This window comes from Mariniflexile sp. (assembly GCF_052728615.1).
The window spans coordinates 26,349-40,991 of record NZ_JBFVFE010000038.1 but is presented as its reverse complement, the minus strand read 5'-3'; the positions used below and the strand labels follow the sequence as shown (position 1 = coordinate 40,991).

12 protein-coding genes and 1 pseudogene are annotated in these 14,643 nt (G+C 36.5%); 4 read left to right on the top strand and 9 right to left on the bottom strand.

Annotated elements, in window-relative coordinates:
• Nucleotides 1–680, top strand: a pseudogene (gene glyA / locus ACU1LP_RS13790) (serine hydroxymethyltransferase); the annotation flags it as partial.
• Nucleotides 681–1,413: 733 nt separating this feature from the next.
• Here glyA and ACU1LP_RS13785 read toward each other — a convergent pair.
• From ACU1LP_RS13785 to ACU1LP_RS13775, 3 genes are all read right to left on the bottom strand, one after another.
• Nucleotides 1,414–2,217, bottom strand: coding sequence for an anti-sigma factor (locus ACU1LP_RS13785; protein WP_445736540.1), 804 nt, complete (start codon nt 2,215–2,217; stop codon nt 1,414–1,416).
• A 1-nt stretch (nt 2,218) separates the two neighbouring features.
• A complete protein-coding gene (locus ACU1LP_RS13780) occupies nt 2,219–2,749 on the bottom strand; it encodes an RNA polymerase sigma factor (RefSeq protein WP_445736539.1) in 531 nt (176 codons plus the stop codon).
• A gap of 279 nt (nt 2,750–3,028) precedes the next feature.
• On the bottom strand, nt 3,029–3,598 hold the full coding sequence (locus ACU1LP_RS13775) for a superoxide dismutase family protein (protein WP_445736538.1): 570 nt from the start codon (nt 3,596–3,598) through the stop codon (nt 3,029–3,031).
• Nucleotides 3,599–3,720: 122 nt separating this feature from the next.
• Between ACU1LP_RS13775 and hemN the strand changes: the two genes are divergently transcribed.
• Together hemN and ACU1LP_RS13765 are read left to right on the top strand one after the other, a co-directional pair.
• On the top strand, nt 3,721–5,085 hold the full coding sequence (gene hemN, locus ACU1LP_RS13770; protein WP_445736537.1) for an oxygen-independent coproporphyrinogen III oxidase: 1,365 nt from the start codon (nt 3,721–3,723) through the stop codon (nt 5,083–5,085).
• Nucleotides 5,086–5,432: 347 nt separating this feature from the next.
• Nucleotides 5,433–6,266: a universal stress protein gene (locus ACU1LP_RS13765; protein ID WP_445736536.1), complete on the top strand. Its 834-nt coding sequence runs from the start codon at nt 5,433–5,435 to the stop codon at nt 6,264–6,266.
• Between the two features lie 72 nt (nt 6,267–6,338).
• On the opposite strand, the gene ACU1LP_RS13760 is transcribed toward ACU1LP_RS13765, so the two are convergent.
• From ACU1LP_RS13760 to ACU1LP_RS13735, 6 genes are all read right to left on the bottom strand, one after another.
• On the bottom strand, nt 6,339–7,733 hold the full coding sequence (locus ACU1LP_RS13760) for a TolC family protein (protein WP_445736535.1): 1,395 nt from the start codon (nt 7,731–7,733) through the stop codon (nt 6,339–6,341).
• Complete coding sequence (locus ACU1LP_RS13755) at nt 7,730–9,091, bottom strand: HlyD family secretion protein (RefSeq protein ID WP_445736534.1); 1,362 nt, start codon at nt 9,089–9,091, stop codon at nt 7,730–7,732. The genes ACU1LP_RS13760 and ACU1LP_RS13755 overlap by 4 nt, the downstream gene beginning before the upstream one ends.
• A 3-nt stretch (nt 9,092–9,094) precedes the next feature.
• Nucleotides 9,095–10,762 (bottom strand): peptidase domain-containing ABC transporter, encoded by a 1,668-nt coding sequence (locus ACU1LP_RS13750; protein WP_445732881.1) that lies wholly within the window; start codon nt 10,760–10,762, stop codon nt 9,095–9,097.
• Nucleotides 10,763–10,764: 2 nt separating this feature from the next.
• Nucleotides 10,765–11,439 carry a TetR/AcrR family transcriptional regulator gene (locus ACU1LP_RS13745; protein WP_445732880.1) on the bottom strand — a complete coding sequence of 225 codons (675 nt, stop codon included), beginning with the start codon at nt 11,437–11,439 and terminating at the stop codon, nt 10,765–10,767.
• A 148-nt stretch (nt 11,440–11,587) separates the two neighbouring features.
• Nucleotides 11,588–12,289 carry a sulfite exporter TauE/SafE family protein gene (locus ACU1LP_RS13740; RefSeq protein WP_445736533.1) on the bottom strand — a complete coding sequence of 234 codons (702 nt, stop codon included), beginning with the start codon at nt 12,287–12,289 and terminating at the stop codon, nt 11,588–11,590.
• Nucleotide 12,290: 1 nt separating this feature from the next.
• Nucleotides 12,291–12,737, bottom strand: coding sequence for a FixH family protein (locus ACU1LP_RS13735; RefSeq protein ID WP_445732878.1), 447 nt, complete (start codon nt 12,735–12,737; stop codon nt 12,291–12,293).
• A gap of 422 nt (nt 12,738–13,159) precedes the next feature.
• On the opposite strand from ACU1LP_RS13735, the gene ACU1LP_RS13730 reads away from it, so the two are divergent.
• Entirely contained in the window at nt 13,160–14,188 is a 1,029-nt protein-coding gene (locus ACU1LP_RS13730) for an IS110 family transposase (RefSeq protein ID WP_445732105.1), read from the top strand.
• The last annotated feature ends 455 nt before the right edge of the window (nt 14,189–14,643 follow it).

The following is a 14,643-nucleotide window of genomic DNA, read 5'->3' as shown; positions in this document are numbered from 1 at the left end:
CGGGATTGATTGCCAAAGGTATTTTGAACGACCCCATGCCACATTGCCACATTGTAACCACCACTACCCACAAAACCTTAAGAGGGCCCAGAGGTGGTTTGATTATGATGGGACAGGATTTTGATAACCCTTTCGGAATCACTTTAAAAGATGGCAGTTTACGTAAAATGTCGTCGTTGTTGGATTCTGCGGTATTCCCAGGAAACCAAGGTGGTCCGTTGGAACATATCATTGCAGCGAAAGCGATTGCATTTGGTGAAGCCTTGACCGATGATTTCTTGCATTACCAATTACAAGTAAAAGCCAATGCCGCTACCATGGCGCAAGCCTTGGTTGAAAAAGGATACAATATTATTTCCGGAGGCACCGATAACCACTGTATGTTGATCGATTTGCGCAATAAAAACGTATCGGGTAAAGACGCCGAACAGGCCTTGGTAAAAGCAGATATTACCGTAAATAAAAACATGGTACCTTTCGATACCCGTTCGCCGTTCGTTACCTCTGGAATTCGTGTTGGTACAGCGGCCGTTACAACCAGAGGCTTGAAAGAAGCTGATATGCTTGAAATAGTAGAGTTGATTGACGATGTGATCGCTAACCACGAAAACGAATCGGCTTTAGAAGCCGTTAAAGTAAAAGTAAACGCTATGATGGCCGGAAGACCGTTGTTTGTGTAAACACCTAATAAACAAGATTTCACAGGTTTTTAATCCCGATATATATATATATCGGGGCTGTAAGGTGGGATGTCAAATATTAAGTACATAAAATTTAAAACTTCGTTTTTTTTTAATCAATAATGATTTTTTAAAATAACAGAAAGTCTTATTTTACTAAGTCTGTCAGGGTTTTGAACCCTGACAGACTTAAAATGTGAACAAAAAACAGAACGAACTATTTTTTATTAAATGTCCTATATTTGACACCCCAGCTGTAAGGTCTGTGAAAAATATAGAATCCTGCTTTATGCGGGATTTTTTATTTTTGGGCGTTACCCATCCCGATAGCTATCCGGGAGGGTCGGGCTTTTCATTTCAAGTCCTCGCTCTCCCGATAACTATCGGGATCGCTGTGGGCTTTCCATTGCAATCCCTAACGCGCTTACCTGCAACGCCATTGAGAATGAGCAATGAAGTAACAATCTGTTAAATCCATCAAGCTTTTGTAACGTGAATAACGGATAAGAAAATTAAGATTGAATTTTTATTTTTCCCCTCCCTAAAGGGTGTAAAGATTCCTGAAATGTAGAAAATGTATCAGCCTTTAGGGTTGGGGAAGGGCCATTTTCGGCTCAATAGGGTTATCCATTATTCACGTTATTTTAGGCTTATCATTAGCAGATTGAAACAGACAGCGGAACTACTTTTTACATAGGCTTATCTGAGGGAATTAGAAAAAAACCGATTTAATTTACGATGCACTTACCACACCCAACGTGTACAATTGCTCCATGGTGGGCGATGCACTACCGCCTGTAGGTTCTAAAGTAATGCCAAAAGCTTCACTTTGGTTCGCATTTTTAATTTCAAAAATTTTATTGGTATCGGTAGCAAAATTGTCGATAGTACCTAAGCTGGTTGGGGTTAACGGATTCAATGTTAAAGACCACACTTGGTACACTTTACCTTCGGGTGGTTCTGGCAACCCTTGGGCATCCAAAAATATGCGTTCAGAATTTTTATCCCAATACACTTTGGCAAAAGTATTCGCAAAATTACCTTGTCCTGCCAATGGCACTTGGGTAATGCTATCATCGCGCAATACCGTTATTAAGGTATGGGCTTCTTCTAAACTGTTTTTAGAATTGGCAATTTGGGTTTCTAATAACGATTGCTGTATTTCGGCCGTCTGTATATCAGATTTTAATTGGTTATTTTGGCTTACCGTCCATAACAAACCTGCCGCCAAAATAATGGAAGCGGCCCAACCGGAATAGGTAATCCAATCATATCTAGGTTTCGCCATGGAAATTACTTTCTTTTCACGGTCATTAAAGCCTAAATATTGTTTTATGGATTCAAAAGTGTTTTCATTGGTTTTTTTAGATACAGCCGCTGTTAGTTTAACAATGGCAGCTTCAATATCCATAACCTCTTTAAGTATTTCAGGATGTTGTTGCATCAGGGCATACACTTCCTTATTTTCTTTTTCAGAAAGGGTGCCTGCTACGTATAGCTCTAAAATTCCAGATTCTATGTATGCTTTAATGTCCACTTTAATTTAATACCATGTTTCTTAATTCTTGTATGCAGTTTCTGTTTCTGGTTTTAATAGTGCCAATGGGCATATCAAGTGCTTCAGAGGCCTCAGCTTGCGTATAACCTTTAAAGTAAAGGAGTTCTATAACTTCAATGCATTTTTTTGCCAGTTTGCCAACAAATTTCGCAATACCAATGGCATCGGTTTTATCATCCAGACTGTCATGGGTTTCAAGTATATCTACGAAAAAATCGGAATTAAGGTTTTGTTTTGAGTTTTTGAACGATTTTGAACGTGTTCTATCAATGGCCGCGTTTCTGGAAATGTTTAAGATCCAAGTGAAAAACCGACCCTTTTCAGCAGAATAACTATCGGCTTTATGCCATGCCTTTATAAACACATCTTGCATCACTTCTTGGGCAATATCATGGTCTCTTACAATATTGTAGATAACCCCATGCATGCTATCACTATACATAGTGTATAATGATTCGAAAGCCTTTTCATCTTTCTGTTTGAATTTTTCAATAAGAATTTCTAATTGCATTCGGGGATTTTATGGTGTGAAGATACTAAATAAAAAGAGCAACTTTTAAAAAAGTTACTCTTTTGTCAGGGCAAACTCATGAGTAAAAAAATAACCGCAAATTCGCAGATTTTTTCTTTAAAACTTATATTTCATTAATACTGATGCATAAATTTGCGCAAATTCCGCTTAAAGCGGAATTTTCAGAATCAAAATTAATTAGAAAATTTGCGAATTAGCGGTAAATAAACTCATCCCCTTGTCCTGACTCTTTTGTTATCTTGCAATTATTTTAGGTTTTTATTCAATAATACCGCCACAACTTACGCGTCCGCCTGCATCACCAGTGGGTTGGGTAGTAAAATCATCAACACCGGCATGCACAATAATACCTTTGCCAATAATGTCTTTCATTTCGTCACCACAACCTATACACCATTTATCCGTAGAGAATTCAATGGTTCCCTTGCCATTTTCATCTGCGGTAAAGTTGCCAATATCACCTTTGTGGTATCCTGTTTCGACGCCCCATTTTCCGTGTGGTTCTGAGGTTGGGTTCCAATGGCCACCGGCAGATTTTCCGTCAGCAGACGAACAGTCAGACGATTCGTGTATGTGTATGGCATGTTCCCCAGGCTCTAGACCGGTTATGGTAGCACTCATGCTAACGGTGCCATTTTCTTCAGTAAAAACAACGGTACCACTTACGCTACTGTCGCTTTTAGGCATCAGTTGTACAGTAAGCCCTTTAGGTGCTGCCACTTCATTTTCAACCACTTCCGCTTCTGTGGTTTCGGTGTCTTTTTTTACATTTTTACAGGATGTTAAACCCATTACTAAGGCCATGGCCAGTAAACTTATTTTTTTCATTTTATTGTGTTTTAATTTTATCTAAAGTTAGTGCATTCATCAAACAATTACAAATTTGAATATGACTTATATCATATTATTTTGAACTCGTATGCATTATTTTTGACTCATAATTGTTAAATATGGTAAGTTCGTTAGTTAATAAATACAATATAGCGGGTCCTCGTTATACAAGTTATCCAACCGTCCCTTATTGGAATCAGGAGACTTTTTCATTCAAAAAATGGAAAACATCTTTGATAAGATCCTTTAATGAAAGTAACTTGAATGAAGGCATAAGCCTCTACATCCACTTGCCTTTTTGCGAAAGCCTGTGTACCTTTTGTGGTTGCAATAAGCGCATTACAAAACAGCACGGTGTGGAATCTCCTTATATAAGTGCCGTTTTAAAAGAATGGGGTTTGTATGTGGAATTGTTTGACGAAAAACCTATTATTAAGGAATTGCATTTAGGCGGCGGCACCCCTACTTTTTTTAGTCCTGAAAATTTAAAGCGATTGATTCATGGCATCTTGCAAAAATCGACATTGGCCGATGGCTATGAGTTTAGTTTTGAAGGACACCCCAATAATACCACCCGCGCCCATTTGCAGGCCTTGTTTGATGTGGGGTTTAGGCGCGTGAGTTATGGTGTGCAAGATTATAACGAAACCGTGCAAAAAGCCATTCATAGAATACAGCCTTTTGAGAATGTGAAGCGGGCAACCGATTTAGCCAGGGAAATAGGCTACACCTCTGTAGGGCACGATATTATTTTTGGATTGCCATTTCAAACCATTGAGCATATAAAGGAAACCATTTTAAAAACCAAAGCCTTGTTGCCCGATAGATTGGCTTTTTACAGTTATGCCCATGTACCTTGGATTAAAGGAAACGGCCAACGTGGGTTTAATGATACCGATTTGCCTACGGCGCAATTAAAACGCCAACAATATGAGTTAGGGAAACAGTTGCTTGCCCAAGTGGGATACCATGAAATTGGTATGGATCATTTTGCATTGCCAACCGATACACTTTATAAATCTATGCTAAAGGGTAAGTTGCATCGAAATTTTATGGGCTATACGGCGTCAAAAACACAGGCCATGATTGGGTTGGGGGTTTCCTCGATCAGTGATAGTTGGTATGGGTTTGCCCAAAACGAAAAAGGGATTGAGGCTTATTATCATTTACTCAATGAAAATATCATTCCCATATATCGTGGGCATATTTTGAGTGAAGAAGATTTAATCATAAGAAAACACATACTTAATTTAATGTGCCAGTTTAAAACCAATTGGACACCCCATGCGTTATACTTTAAAGAATTACCGGAAGTATTAATTAAATTAAAAGAAATGGAAGATGATGGGTTGCTTCAAATAGATTCCAATAGTATAGAAGTTACCACCAAAGGTCAGCCATTTGTTAGAAATATATGTATGGCTTTCGATTTATTATTACAACGAAAACAACCCAATACCCAATTGTTTTCGATGACTGTTTAACTGTAAACGTGGGTTCGCCGTAAGATAAAATTTATTTCATTGATAAAAACAATACATTGAAAACAATACGTTTACGTTATGTGTATGCGGTTGGTTATCCCCTTGAGGGGATTATAGGGGTGTAATCCAATAACAAATAACACCTCCCTAACCCCAAATGGAATTATATATGGCACCTAATAATTACATAGGACTTACATTATAAGAATTAAATAATAATATAAATCCCTCCATTTTTTGAAAGGAGAGAGCTTATGCCGAATTTATTAGGAATGCCAAGAGGCGGAGGGGTGGTATGTAATTATAATTAACCCTGACAGGCATAAAAAAAATTAAAACCAAATCAAATGAAAAAAATTATTGTACCTATCGATTTTTCTGAACATTCAGAATTCGCCCTAAAAACCGCTGCGAAACTAGCGAAAAAAAACAATGCCGAAATTTTGGCATTGCACATGTTGGAAATGTCCGATATCATGCTTACGGCTTCCGATGGCCTGCAATATGAAAAAGCGGTTTACTTTTATAAACTTTCTGAACAGAAATTTGAAAGTTTTCTTAAAAAAGACTATTTGAAAGATATTAAAGTCACTCCCATTATAAAACATTTTAAAGTGTTTAGTGAAGTAAACGATGTGGCACAAAAAAATGATGCCGACCTTATTATTATGGGCTCACAAGGCACCAGTGGCGTTAAAGAGTTTTTTATAGGTTCTAATACCGAACGGGTTGTGCGACATGCCGATATACCTGTGCTTGTTGTGAAAAACCAGTTGAAAGATGTTGATTTTGAAGTGGTGGTATTTGCTTCCGATTTTTCAGAAGATTGTATAAAGCCCTATTTGAACGCCGTTAAAATGTTTGAAAAAATAGGATCGAGAGTCTATATGGTTTATGTGAATTTACCAAATGACCGATTTAAAAGTTCCATAGAAATTGAAAAACGTGTGGTTAATTTTTTTACCAAAGCGGAGCGCAATTTGGATAAAATGAAAGATGTCCATTATGTGTCGGATTACACGGTGGAAGACGGTATTTTAAATTTAGCCAATAAAGTGGGCGCCGATATGATAGCCATACCAACACACGGCAAAAAAGGTTTGGCACATTTTTTTGAAGGTAGCGTAGGCGAAGATGTAGCAAACCATGCCACTTTACCGGTAATGACATTTAAGATTTAGTGCAATAATCAATAGAGGTGACTAATTTGAAAAAAAGGGTGGTTAATAAAATGGCTGCCCCTTTTTATGGATTTATTCCACAGTTGGTGCCAATACATTAAACAAACTTGCCTTGGTGTTGAAAAAACTATTTTCAATTTCAATGGCTTTTAGTTTGGCGTCAATCAATTTTGATTCCCTGGAGTTTACCAAAAACAACGAACTTTCGCCTAAAAAGAATTTACGTTCCTCGGCATCCAGCATGGTGTTGTAATCTTCTACAATAGTATTGGTGTAATTATTTTGTAGTATATAAGAATCCAGTTCTTGGGTTATGGCATCAATTTTATTCTTTAATGTGATTCGTGTCGATTTCATTTCAAATTCGGTATCCAATAATTTAAGTTTTGCCAATTTTAAATCGGCGCGCTCTTTTCTTAAAAATAAAGGAAAACTAATATTCAACCCGCTTTTGTATGCCGATGTGCTGAACGATTGCATCACTTCTGGCGTTTGTGATAGAAAATTATATTGCAAATCTATTTTAGGAAGCAAATTGTTGGACTGAAGGCGTTTTTCCAATGTTAAACTTTCAAACTTATATTCCAATGATTGCATCTTTGGATGATTTCCCAAATCCAAATTTTCAAGATTCAATGCAGACGTATTGAGGGTTTCATCAATGGTCTCAAACGTGGTTGTATTGGGAATGATATGGTCTTTAATCTCAATAGGCGTATTATCATTAAGCCATAAATAATTGGATAATTCCAAAGATGATTTAACGTATTTGATACGCGATTTTTCAAGGTTCAATTTTCGGTCGTTCAAGGCGATGCGGGCTTCCAAAGTATCGATAGCTGCCATTTCACCTACTTCATAATTTTTTTTGATACCGTTAAAGCGTATTTGGGCATTTTCAAGAAAGCTTTCATACACCCGTTTATCATTATAGGTTTTAAGCCAATTAAAATAGGTTAATGTGGCCTCGTATAAAATGCTGTTTACTAAAAGTTGTCTGTCGGCTTTGGCTTGTTTTACAAATAATTTGCCCTGTTTCAACATGGTCATCCGTTTATTTGCCAAAAAACCTTGGGCCAATGCTACCGAAATACCCACGCTGTAAAGTCCATCATCAGGGATTGAAGATTCTGGGTTTAAATAGAGTCCATCATTTTCTTCAAAATTTCCTTTTAGTTCAATACCGTACCAAGTGGGTATTTTAAATGAGGCATTCAACTTATCGTAATATTCGGTGTTCTTGAACTTTTTTCTATCATAGTCCACTTCCAACTTGGGGTCAAATGCACCACGCGCCTTCATAAGTTTTGCTTCACTTTCATTAATGATTAAATTGGCTTGCTTCACAATGGGGTGATAGGTTTTTACATAACTTAAATATTCAGCCAAAGAAATAACCGATGTACTGTCTTGCGCAAAAACAAATGCGTTAAACAATAAGAAAATGTTCAGTATATAAAGTCTCATTTTTTCGCTTCTTTTTTATCCAATTTATTGCTGCCTTCCGGTTGGTAATAATTAGGAGGGAAACTGTTTATCTGTCGCCACAACTCGAACCAAATAGGCACATCTTCCAAAAGCGCAATGGTTCGTGCACCAGAACCAACCCTGATGGCTTCGGGCCATGTTTCGGCGTTTCTATCAGGAGCTAAAAGAATTCGGTATTTACCATTATCACTAATAAAATTTTCAATGGCTACTACCTTGGCACCATACGTTCCATAGCTCACATTGGGCCAACCGCTGAACACTATTGCGGGCCATCCATCAAACTGTACGCGTACTTTTTCGCCAATATGCAAAAGCGGTAAGTCTATGGGCTTTACGTAGGTTTCCACGGCCAAATCGTAATCGGCTGGCATAATCCCAACCAATTCCTCACCCTCTTTAAAAGTAACTCCAATACCACCTGTTAATGCTTTGTTTATGTAGCCATTTTGAGGTGCGGTAACATACAGCAAACTATTTCGCATTTTGTAATTGGTATAGTCGTTTTCCAATTTGGTTACCTGTGCTTCGGTGTCAAATTGACTTGATTGGGCCGTAAACATATCACTTTGTGCTTTCGAAATTTTATCGGTGTACTCTGCGTTAATTCGAGATAATTCTATTTTGGCGTTTATAACATCGTTTACTGTGGCTAAGTATTTGTTTTCTTGCGACATCAATTTTGCTTGGGTTTCCTGCAATTTCAATCGCTTTTCCTCCACATCCCTAACCGCTTTTAAACCTTCATCCTGCAATGTTTGAATACGATTGAACTGTTTTTCAGCAATACTTATATTGGTTTTAGCCGCTTCCAAATCAATACTATCGCTTTTTACTTTTAAGTGCGCTTGCATCAATTTGTTTTTAGTTTGTTGGATTTTCAATTGTTGCTCATTCAATAAAGCCGCAACTTGCCTGTTTAAAGCCTGCACCTTGCTTCCATAAGCATCAACGGAAGAATTTTTTGCCGTAATTTGTTGGTTGGTACGTTCTACCAGTTTATCATCAAAATACTCACTTTTTACTTCCGAAATCCTTAAAATGGTATCGCCTTTTTTCACATAATCACCTTCTTGCACAAACCACTCCTCAATACGTCCGGGTATTTGTGATTGTATGGTTTGCGGACGTTGATTGGGTTTTAAGGTGGTTACTTGTCCTTGTCCCGTGATATTCTGTGTCCATGGTAAAAAAAGCACAATCAATATTATAAGAGCAATGGCCAATAAAAATTTATTGAATTGCCTGTAGTAGGGAATATCGAATACGGATTTAGCGGATTTATAAATTGTTAAATCTACTTTTTTATTTAGCTTATTATGGGATATGTTCAGCATAATTTATAGTTTTTGAAAAGTGGATTTTCCTTTTTCCAGTAATATGACTTCATCACATTTTTCAATCCAATTTTTACTGGTGCTTACTACTATTAATGCCCAAGGTTGGCTTTTATCGGTTAAATAGTTGATGATGTTTTTCATTTCAACTTGATTAAATCTATCTAAGGGATCTTCTAAGATTAACAATCTGGGTTCTTTCAATATGGCTCTTGCCAAAATAATTTTTTTGGCTATGGTATAAGATAGTTGGTTGGCCTCTGCATTTATAATGGTTTGTAGCCCCATGGGTTGTTCTTTAATAAATTGCCTTAAGCCCACTTTATCAAGAATACTGTAAATTTTTTCATCGGAAATGTTTGGATTTCCAAAAGTTAAATTTTCTTTTATTGTGCCTTCAAAAGGAGATTCTTCCGATAAAGACATGCCCAATTGGGAGCGATAATGGTTTAGGTACAAACTGTGGATGGACAGGTTGTTGATGTACACATTTCCTGAAGTAGGTTCTATGATGCCCAAGATGATTCTAAAAAGGGTGGATTTTCCTGAACCAGTTTCCCCTTTAACCAAAATCCTGCTTTTTTCATTTATTTTTAACGATACGTTTTCTAATATGGCCTTTTCTCTATTGGTCACTTTGTACGATACATTATCCAATTCTATATTTAAACCCTCTTTAAAAACAGGCTGTTCCCCTTCTTGGGATTCTAAATCCTTATCAACAATCTGACCTATTTTTTCGATGGAAGTCAATACATCATAAAAAGATTCCAATCCCAAAATTAGTTTTTCAACGGAAGCAATAACCAATAAAATAATGATTTCGGCAGCAACAAATTGACCAATGTTCATTTCTTGGTTCAAAACCAAGGCGCCACCTATTAACAATAAACCCGCGGTTACAATCACTTTAAAGCTTATCATTTGTATAAACTGGAGCATCAATACTTTAAAATGGCTTTCTCTGGCTTTTAAGTATTCGCTAACTAAATCGTCATTTTTATTTAAGCCTAAGCTGGTACTTCCCGAAAGCTTAAAACTCACTACGGTACGGGCTATTTCTTGAATCCAATGTGCTACCTTATACTTGTTTTTAGATTCTTTAAGGCTGGTTTCCAGTCCTCTTTTGGCTGTAAATTTGAAAACCACTATTACAAGAAGCAATAAAAGAATGCCAAAAACAATGAAAAAAGGGTGGTAAAAGGACAATAACAATAACGCGAACAGAATCTGTAGAATGGCACTTGGCACATCTATTAATATTTTGGACAGACCTTTTTGAATAGTGAGGGTGTCAAAAAATCGGTTTGCCAATTCCGGTGGATAATAATGGCGCAACTCTGCCATTTTGATTTTTGGGAAACGATAGCTTAATTCGAATGACGAGCGCGTAAAAATGCGTTGCTGTATGGTTTCAATGATACGCAATTGCATCAGATTCAATATGCCTGAAAATGCCACTCCAATGGTAACCAAAACCACCAAAACCACCCATGATGTGGATATTTGGGCACCTTGAATTAAGTTGATTATGGCTTGAATACCAAGTGGGAGTGATAAAGCCACCACACCCGAGAAAATGGCATAATAAAATATTTGTAAAATATCTCTTTTTTCTAGTTTTAATAAGCCAATTAAACGTTGCCAAGGGGTCATTGTTGGTTGAGCCATATTTATAGTTTTAAAGCATTTAGTGTTAGGTTGACGAAGAAATTGGAAGGAGTCACATTCATGTTACAATCTGTAATGGAGGCAAAGTGATCTTTTAAAAAGTGCTGGTGCAAGCTGCCTTCCATGATGGTACTTGCTAAACAGGAAGCGAATGTATAGTTTGGGGCAGCATGTACTATCATGTCCCTAAGACGTTGCACAATACGTTTGTATATCACAAAATAACCATTTTTGTTTTCTTCATCTACCTCTTTGGTTAAGAAGGATTTTGAATTTTCGTTTATGATGATGCTGTTTAATGCAATCTCATCGATATGCGAAAAATTAGTGTCCACTTTGGTGGATCTGCAAACAATTTCTATAGCTTTGATTAACTTGTATTTGCTATCGGAAACACTATGGGTTTCAAATACCAACTGGTATTCAATCCAAGCCCAATACCAAGAGGATAGATACAGTAAAAGTTTGTGTTTACTTTCAAAATAGCGATAAATGGAACTTTCGTTCGACCCTATTTTTTCTCCCAATTTTTTAAAGGTAAAGGCATCAAAACCTATGTCGTCTATCAATAAAATGCTATGCTCTACAATGCGTTTGCCCAATTCAGAAGATTCGGGATCTTTGATATATATCTTTTCAGGAACTGAAATTTTTAGATTGGATAGTAAACTTTGCATAATAAATAAATTTGGTTGCAAATATAATAGCAATACTATTAAAAAAGAAAATATAACTATTGTTTTTATTGATGTGTAATCAATAAATACTATGGGAATATGCAAGTTTGATATTAACTAACGGATGGTTAGTTATAAGCAAGGTAGTTTATTGGCAGTTCAGATTTCCAGAAACCACATCAAAAACCGGGGCAGGAGAGAGGTAAGGAATGCCCAATCCCAAACCACGAAGAATAAACAACAGACCAATAAGCACTACAAACATAGGAATGGCTTTTTGTATTTTTTGTCGTGCGGAGCCCTTTAAAAACTGGCTGAAATAAATAGCGGTGGTCATTAGCGGGATGGTTCCCAGTCCAAAAACGGCCATATACAAACTTCCGTTTAAAGCATTGCCGCCAGCAATAGCGGCAAAAACCGCCATGTAAACCAGACCGCAAGGTAAAAACCCGTTTAAAAATCCAATGGTCAAAAAAGTATCCGCCGTTTTTTTCTTCAGGGCATTGCCCAGAGCGGATTTTACTTTTGAAACGCCCTTATAGATTGGTTTTGAAACGTTGTATTTATTAAATGTTTTCTGCGGAATGATAACCACCACGATCATTAAAACGCCAATAGCAATCGATAATTGCTGCTGAAAACCAAAAATAGACAGGCTCTTTCCAATAAGTCCGAACACCAACCCAATAAGACTGTAAGCTAAAAGCCTTCCTATATGATATAGACTAATCTGGGATATTTTTTTATATGCATTTGTTCTGTCAACAGGAAGCATAAAGGCAATGGGCCCACACATGCCAACGCAGTGAAAGCTCCCTAAAAGACCTAATACAAATGCCGAAATAAGCATATCAATAAGTTATGGATTCTTTAAATAAATAAGAATTGCCGTTATATTGCCAATCTATTTTAATGTCCCAACGACCATCTACCAAACGTTTGTCAGGTATGAGCAAATAAGGTTTAGACAATGAAATTTGAGTTTCAAAGTCTAATTGTTTGTTAGATGGTCTATATAAGGACACGTTTCCAGTAATTTTTTCAATTTCCAAATCTTTGGGAAATGTGATCATCAAACCTTCATCTGTTTTTTTATAACTAATGTTTTCACTTAATTTTTTAGCGTTTGCAAGCTTGTTTATATCGTTTTGATACTGTAATTCCTCGCCGTAATAATCTTCGGTAACCAAGTCGTGTTCATATTTGCTATCCACGTTCATGGTAATAATAAAATACATTATAAAGCTAATAAAACCTATAAATGCCAATACAATTCCGGTGCCCCAATTCATTTTCATATTTTCCATTCCTGCGTAGGCAGGAATCTGTTTTTTAGTTAATACTTATTTTAATTCAGACCTACAAGGTTTTTAATCCCGATTGCTATCGGGACTTGCTGGAAGCCGCCAACCGCAACTTAAACCTCGGTGTTATAGACCTCACAGGTTTTTAAAACCTCTTATGTTTGTGTTCAATAAAAAGTCATAACAAATATAGACGTTAAATTTGTAAAATGGAATAAGAACAGAATAGGATTAAGATAAAAACCAAGACAACAATAACAATAGTATGTCCACTCACAGATAATGATCCTATTCTGTATTTTTCTACGAGTCACAACAGTATTGAGAAACTATGCTATAAGTTTAGATTTCGTATCAACTAAGAGGAAAGACTGAGAGAAAAATCCTTATTCTTAAAAACCAAAAACACAAGAATAATGGAAACGCGAAAAGTAGTAAAACAAGTGGTAGGGATTGACATAGGGATGGAAAGTTTCTATGCCTGTTACAAAATCAAGTTTCAGGACGCTAATGAAATCATTAAAGGGACCAAATCCTTTGAGAACACAGTCCCGGGAAGAAAATCATTCTATTTATGGTGCGAAAAACGTAACAAAACACCCGATTGTCCACCAATTTATGTAATGGAGGCCACAGGTGTCTATTACGAAGATCTGGCTTATTACCTTTATGAAAAAGAACAAAAAGTAAGCGTGCAACTGGCCCAGAAATTAAAATATTATGCAAAAAGCCATAATCTGAAAACCAAGACAGACAAAGTGGATTCTAAAATGATAGCAACCTTTGGCATAGAAAAAACATTAACGGGAACAGAGCTTTGGGCACCACCAAGCAAAGAGTTCAAGGTTATCCGGGACCTGGCCAGAGAGCATACCAGATTAAAGCAAGCTGCATCAGCTGCAAAATCCCAGCTCCATGCGTTCAACCACGCGCATAAAACCTATAAAAAAGTAATTGCACTAAAAAAAAGAATGGTCTCGTTCTACGAAAAACAGCTTAATGAGATTGAAACAGAGATTGAAAAGCAAATAAAAGCAGATGAAAAACCGCATATAAGAATAAAAAACATAGAAGCAGTCAAAGGTCTTGGTTTTATAACAATCGTAAAAGTCCTGGCAGAAGTAAATGGTTTTTTATTGTTTAAAAATATTGGCCAGTTGGTAAGTTATGCAGGATTGGATGTAGTAGAAAAAGAATCTGGAAAATATAAGGGAAAAACCAAAATATCAAAAAAAGGCAATGCCAGGATTCGAGCCGCACTATATATGCCTGCAATGACAGCTACAAGACATAATAAGACATTAAAAGCATTTTATGAACGTGTAAATGAAGGACGGACAATAAAAAAACAAGGACTTATTGCAGTGATGAGAAAATTACTGATTTTAATTTATACACTATGGAAAAAAGAGGAAAGTTATATAGAAAATTACAAGGTTTGTTAATTTTAAACTTCGGGTAATGATGAAGAATAAGTTTTCTTTTTGCCATTTTAAAAACAAAAAAAAGGCGAAGAGAACTTCGCCTAGTAGATAAACTTCGGTTCAAAGAATTGAATGAAGTTTTCTTTTTGCATCACAAAGATAATAATTAAAAAATAATTAGGATTTTAACACAGTATCTGTGAGGTCTCCGTTTTCAATCCCTAACAGAAAACCGCCAACTGAGACTGAACACCGTAAACTTTTTTATGGCATTTCCCTCGTTCCTCGGGTCGGGCTTTTCGCTATATCTTTTTTGCTTTTAATGGCAAAAAAGGATGCCGCTTCAAATGCAAAGCATTCAGGATTTCATTAATTTAAAATATTAACCAATGAGTAATCCCTAATGCGCGCATCCGCCAAAGTCATTTTTAATTTTCAACTTTGGTTTCAACTTGTTCATACCTACAAGGTTTTAA

What these genes read in the sequence shown, in the direction of transcription:
- ACU1LP_RS13765 (WP_445736536.1), top strand. Translation starts at nt 5,433, where the DNA reads ATGAAAAAAATTATTGTACCTATCGATTTTTCTGAACATTCAGAATTC.
- ACU1LP_RS13740 (WP_445736533.1), bottom strand. Translation starts at nt 12,289, where the DNA reads ATGCTTATTTCGGCATTTGTATTAGGTCTTTTAGGGAGCTTTCACTGC.
- ACU1LP_RS13755 (WP_445736534.1), bottom strand. Translation starts at nt 9,091, where the DNA reads ATGCTGAACATATCCCATAATAAGCTAAATAAAAAAGTAGATTTAACA.
- hemN (WP_445736537.1), top strand. Translation starts at nt 3,721, where the DNA reads ATGGTAAGTTCGTTAGTTAATAAATACAATATAGCGGGTCCTCGTTAT.
- ACU1LP_RS13730 (WP_445732105.1), top strand. Translation starts at nt 13,160, where the DNA reads ATGGAAACGCGAAAAGTAGTAAAACAAGTGGTAGGGATTGACATAGGG.
- ACU1LP_RS13760 (WP_445736535.1), bottom strand. Translation starts at nt 7,733, where the DNA reads ATGAGACTTTATATACTGAACATTTTCTTATTGTTTAACGCATTTGTT.
- ACU1LP_RS13780 (WP_445736539.1), bottom strand. Translation starts at nt 2,749, where the DNA reads ATGCAATTAGAAATTCTTATTGAAAAATTCAAACAGAAAGATGAAAAG.
- ACU1LP_RS13775 (WP_445736538.1), bottom strand. Translation starts at nt 3,598, where the DNA reads ATGAAAAAAATAAGTTTACTGGCCATGGCCTTAGTAATGGGTTTAACA.
- ACU1LP_RS13735 (WP_445732878.1), bottom strand. Translation starts at nt 12,737, where the DNA reads ATGAAAATGAATTGGGGCACCGGAATTGTATTGGCATTTATAGGTTTT.
- ACU1LP_RS13745 (WP_445732880.1), bottom strand. Translation starts at nt 11,439, where the DNA reads ATGCAAAGTTTACTATCCAATCTAAAAATTTCAGTTCCTGAAAAGATA.
- ACU1LP_RS13750 (WP_445732881.1), bottom strand. Translation starts at nt 10,762, where the DNA reads ATGGCTCAACCAACAATGACCCCTTGGCAACGTTTAATTGGCTTATTA.